At 71.6% G+C, this 4,838-nt stretch carries 2 protein-coding genes and 2 pseudogenes; all 4 read left to right on the forward strand.

The genetic code is table 11. The features are described 5' to 3' along the window. Positions 1-1,723, forward strand: a pseudogene (locus SSOG_RS35100) (tetratricopeptide repeat protein); the annotation flags it as partial. 263 nt (positions 1,724-1,986) lie between these two features. Beyond that, positions 1,987-3,102, forward strand: coding sequence for an alanine dehydrogenase (ald, locus tag SSOG_RS35105; protein WP_009719018.1), 1,116 nt, complete (start codon positions 1,987-1,989; stop codon positions 3,100-3,102). A gap of 543 nt (positions 3,103-3,645) precedes the next feature. After that, entirely contained in the window at positions 3,646-4,662 is a 1,017-nt protein-coding gene (locus SSOG_RS35110; protein ID WP_039939394.1) for a ParA family protein, read from the forward strand. Next, positions 4,659-4,838 (forward strand): annotated as a pseudogene (locus tag SSOG_RS49310) (hypothetical protein); the annotation flags it as partial. The gene SSOG_RS35110 and the pseudogene SSOG_RS49310, both read left to right, overlap by 4 nt.

Raw genomic sequence — 4,838 nt, forward strand, 5'->3', positions numbered from 1 at the left:
CGTACCGCACTGGCCGAGGAGCTGGCCCGTTCGGCTGGCGGACGACTACCCCGACGGGGTGCTCCAGGCCCGGCTGATGACATCCTCCGGCGATCCCGTCCCCACCGAGCGCACCGCTCGCGACCTGCTGGTCAGGCTCGGCGTGACCGCTCCGCCCGGCGCGGACGAGGACGAGCTGGGCGAGATGCTCCGCGGCGCCCTCGACGGCAAGCGGATCCTGCTGCTGCTCGACGACGTGGCGGGCGCCGAGCAGGTGGACGCGCTGCTTCCGGACGAGCCCGGCTGCCTGGTGGTCGCGGTCTCGCGGGGCCCGCTGACCGGCGTTCCGGATGTCCGCCCGTGCACCGTCGGCGGGCTGGACGTGAGCGCGGCGGTGGGGCTGCTGGCGCAGTACACCGGGCCGACCCGGATCACCTGCGATCCGGTGGCCGCGCAGACGCTGGTCGAGGAGTGCGCAGGTCAGCCCGCCGCGCTCGTGCTCGTCGGCGGCTGGCTCGCCGCCCGGCCCGAGGCATCGGTGTCCGACGTCATCGAGCGGTTGCGCGAACTGCCACCGACCGACGGGGACGTGGACCGCGGGGCCCGCCCGCTGGCCCGCGCCTTCCGGTTGGCGTACGGCTCGCTGCCCCCGGCCGCCGCCCGGATGCTGCGGCTGCTGACGCTCGCGCCCGCCGGATCGGCCGACGCGCACACCGCGTCCGCGCTGGCCGGATGCTCGGTGGCGGACGGCCGGGCGGCGCTGGAGGGCTTCGCCGGGTACGGGATGCTGCGGCCGCGCGAGGAGGGCCGGTACGAGCTGCCGGGCTGCCTCGATCCGCTGCTGCGCGCGCTGCTGGAGGCGACGGAGCGCCCGGCGGAGGTGGAGCTGGCCCGGGCGCGGATGCTGGAGCGCACCGTACGGCAGCTGCACGCCTGCCGCCTGGCCGCCGAGCCGGCGGGCTCCCCGGCGCGCAAGAAGCTGGCGGCGCTGCCGACGTCGCTGCGGTTTCCGTCGGCGGAGGCGGCGGGGGAGTGGCTGGACAGCCGGATGCCCGCGCTGGTCGAGGCCGCCCGGGTGGCCGTCGAGACCGGTGAGGTCGACACGCTGGCCCGGCGGCTGGTGGCCGCGCTGACCCACGCGCTGTCCGCGCACCGGGGCGCCGAGGGCGCGGCGCCCGAACTGTACGGGCTCCACCAGCTGGTGCTGGACGTGGCCCGGCGCCGCGACCTGCCGGTGGAGCGGGCGGCGGCGCTGCTGAACCTGGGCGATCTGGACGCGGGCGCGGGCCGGATCGACGCCGCGCTCGCCCGCTACAAGGGCGCGCTGGAGGCGGCGCGCGCTGCGGGCGATCCGTATACGACCGGGCGGGCCCTGGAGTCCATCGGCGGGACGTACCAGGAGCTGGAGGACTGGAGCCGCGCCGCCGACTGGTACGGCCGCGCCCTGGAACTGCGGCTGAGCCGCCGCGACCTGGCCGCCGAGGCCCGGCTGTACGCCCGCCTGGGCACGGTCCGCGGCTACGCGGGCCGCTGGGCCGAGGCGCTGCGCGACTGGCGCGCCGCCGCGGCCGCCTGCCGCCGGGCCGGGGACCTGGAGGGGTACGCGCGGGCGCTGAGCGGCACGGCGAAGGCCCAGGAGAAGACGGGGCGGTCGAAGGAGGCGCTGCGCGCCTGGTCGGAGGCGGCCGCCGCGGCGCGCCGGGCGGACGAGTGGAGCAGGTCACAGCAGGGGGAGGGTGCATGACGACGGAGGCCCGCGAACCCCGGGGATGAAGGGAGATGGCGAGTCGACCTACGAAATCAGTGGTGGTCTCGCGAAACATTGAAGTAATGCAAGGCTAGACAGCGAGACGTCCTTCATTACACTGGCTGTACCGCGATCGCAGCGGTGGTTTCCGGCATGCGGACATCGTTCGTTTTGCCTGTCTATGGCCGGTTCCGGCCGGTCTGAGGCCGGTTGTGGCCGGTCAAGCCCTTAGTCCCCCCATATCAAGGACCGTGATCGACGTGAAGGTCGGTATCCCCCGCGAGGTCAAGAACAACGAGTTCCGTGTGGCCATCACCCCCGCCGGCGTGCACGAGCTGGTGCGCAACGGCCACGAGGTCTTCGTGGAGCAGAGTGCCGGTCTGGGCTCCTCCATCACCGATGAGGAGTACGTCGCCGCCGGCGCCGGGATCCTCGCCACCGCCGATGAGGTCTGGGCCACCGCCGACCTGCTGCTGAAGGTCAAGGAGCCGATCGCGGAGGAGTACCACCGGCTGCGCAAGGACCAGACGCTCTTCACCTACCTCCACCTCGCCGCGTCCCGCGCCTGCACCGATGCGCTGCTGGAGTCGGGCACCACCGCCATCGCGTACGAGACCGTCGAGGCCGCGAACCGCGCGTTGCCGCTGCTCGCCCCGATGTCCGAGGTCGCGGGCCGGATCGCGCCGCAGGTCGGCGCGTACCACCTGATGCGTTCGGCCGGCGGTCGCGGCGCGCTGCCCGGCGGCGTGCCCGGCGTCGCCGCGGCCCGTGCGGTCGTCATCGGCGGTGGCGTCTCCGGCTGGAACGCCGCGCAGATCGCCATCGGCATGGGTTTCCACGTGACCCTGCTCGACAAGGACATCAACAAGCTGCGCGAGGCCGACCGGATCTTCGGCAACAAGGTGCAGACCATTGCCTCCAACGCCTACGAGCTGGAGAAGGCGGTCCTCGAGGCCGACCTCGTCATCGGCGCGGTGCTCATCCCCGGCGCCAAGGCGCCCAAGCTGGTCACCAACGAGCTGGTGTCCCGCATGAAGCCGGGAAGTGTCCTTGTCGACATCGCCATCGACCAGGGCGGCTGCTTCGAGGACTCCCGTCCCACCACCCACGCCGAGCCGACCTTCACGGTCCACAACTCGGTCTTCTACTGCGTCGCCAACATGCCCGGCGCGGTGCCCAACACCTCCACCCACGCGCTCACCAACGCGACGCTCCCGTACATCGTCGAGCTGGCCAACCGCGGCTGGCGCGAGGCGCTGCGCCGGGACTCCGCGCTGGCCAAGGGGCTCAACACCCATGAGGGCGAGGTCGTCTACGGGCCCGTCGCCGAGGCCCACGGACTGCCCTCCGTCGAACTGACCTCGCTCATCGGCTGAGGCCGCGCAGCCGGTCAACTCACGGAGACGGCACGTCAACGCGAGCCGTCAACATCAGGTCAACACCGAGCATCCGGCCGGGTCTTGTCGCGCGACAGGGCCCGGCCGCAGGTGTGTCCGGAACGCCCCGGATCAGGCCCGACCAGGGCTTCGGCCAACTCGCCCTGAATGTAACTATCCAGACGCTTTGGGGGGTGGTGAAATCTCCCCGGCGCCCTTCATACGCCCTTGACATCGGGGTGTTCGATTGCCGACACATCGTGCCGTGTCCGGTGGATTGTGTTGCTGAGGACCGCCGACACGCCATAGAGTCGCCAACCGTCGGCATGGTGTCACGCTGACCTATCGAGAAATTTCCTGGTCACCAAGGAGGTAGGACGACTTGTGAATGAGTCGACATTTTCTCCCGGGGGTGGTCAACCAGGACCGGCTGCGCGGGGCCAGGGCCCCTCGGGGCTCGAGGCTGTCGGCTCCGTCGCTGTCCGTACCTTCGCAACCCACCAGAGCGTGACGAGCATGACCACAGCCCACCAGAGCCACAGCATGGACGGCCATCACGTGAACGCCATGGCCGGCGACCAGGGGGGCAACGAACCCGCCCGCTTCGCCGACTACGACGACCTGCCCGACGGGCACTTCTACGACCCGGACGCCGAGTACGAGCCCGATCCCGAATACGCGGCCACCCTCGCCCCCGACGCGGCCCGCCAGCGACGCGAGCGCATCGGTCCCACCGGTCGGCCGCTGCCGTACTTCCCGATCCCGGGGCCGCTGACCGATCACGGCCCCGCGAAGATCATCGCGATGTGCAACCAGAAGGGCGGGGTCGGCAAGACCACGTCCACCATCAACCTGGGCGCGGCCCTCGCCGAATACGGACGCCGGGTCCTGCTCGTCGACTTCGACCCGCAGGGCGCGCTGTCGGTCGGCCTCGGGGTCAACCCCATGGAGCTGGACCTCACCGTCTACAACCTGCTCATGGAGCGGGGCATGTCGGCCGACGAGGTGTTGCTGAAGACGGCCGTGCCCAACATGGACCTGCTGCCCAGCAATATCGACTTGTCGGCCGCCGAGGTGCAGCTCGTCAGCGAGGTGGCCCGCGAGTCCACCCTCCAGCGGGCGCTCAAGCCGCTGATGGCGGACTACGACTACATCGTCATCGACTGCCAGCCCTCGCTCGGCCTGCTCACCGTCAACGCGCTCACCGCGGCGCACAAGGTGATCGTGCCGCTGGAGTGCGAGTTCTTCGCGCTGCGCGGTGTGGCGTTGCTCACGGAGACCATCGAGAAGGTCCAGGAGCGGCTCAACCCCGACCTGGAGCTCGACGGCATCCTCGCCACGATGTACGACTCGCGCACCGTGCACAGCCGTGAGGTCCTCGCCCGCGTGGTCGAGGCGTTCGACAATCACGTCTACCACACGGTCATCGGCCGTACGGTCCGCTTCCCGGAGACCACGGTCGCCGGTGAGCCGATCACCACGTACGCGTCCAACTCCGTCGGTGCCGCCGCCTATCGCCAGCTCGCCAGGGAGGTGCTCGCCCGGTGTCACGCCGAGTGAGTCTGCCGGGAGCCGACGAACTGTTCCGCACCACCGGAGGGATGGGGCTCCAGTCCTCCTCGCCCGCGGCCGGCCGCCGCCAGGCGAACGGCGAGGCCCCACGGGTCCCCGCCCCCGCCACCGAGTCCGACCGGCGGTCCCTCGCTACCCGGCGCACCGGCCGAAGGCGGCGAGCA

It is taken from the genome of Streptomyces himastatinicus ATCC 53653, from assembly GCF_000158915.1.
GTDB lineage: Bacteria > Actinomycetota > Actinomycetes > Streptomycetales > Streptomycetaceae > Streptomyces > Streptomyces himastatinicus.

Bases quoted from the DNA above. Each gene is read 5' to 3' on its own strand.
- SSOG_RS35110 (WP_039939394.1), top strand. From the start codon at position 3,646: ATGGACGGCCATCACGTGAACGCCATGGCCGGCGACCAGGGGGGCAAC.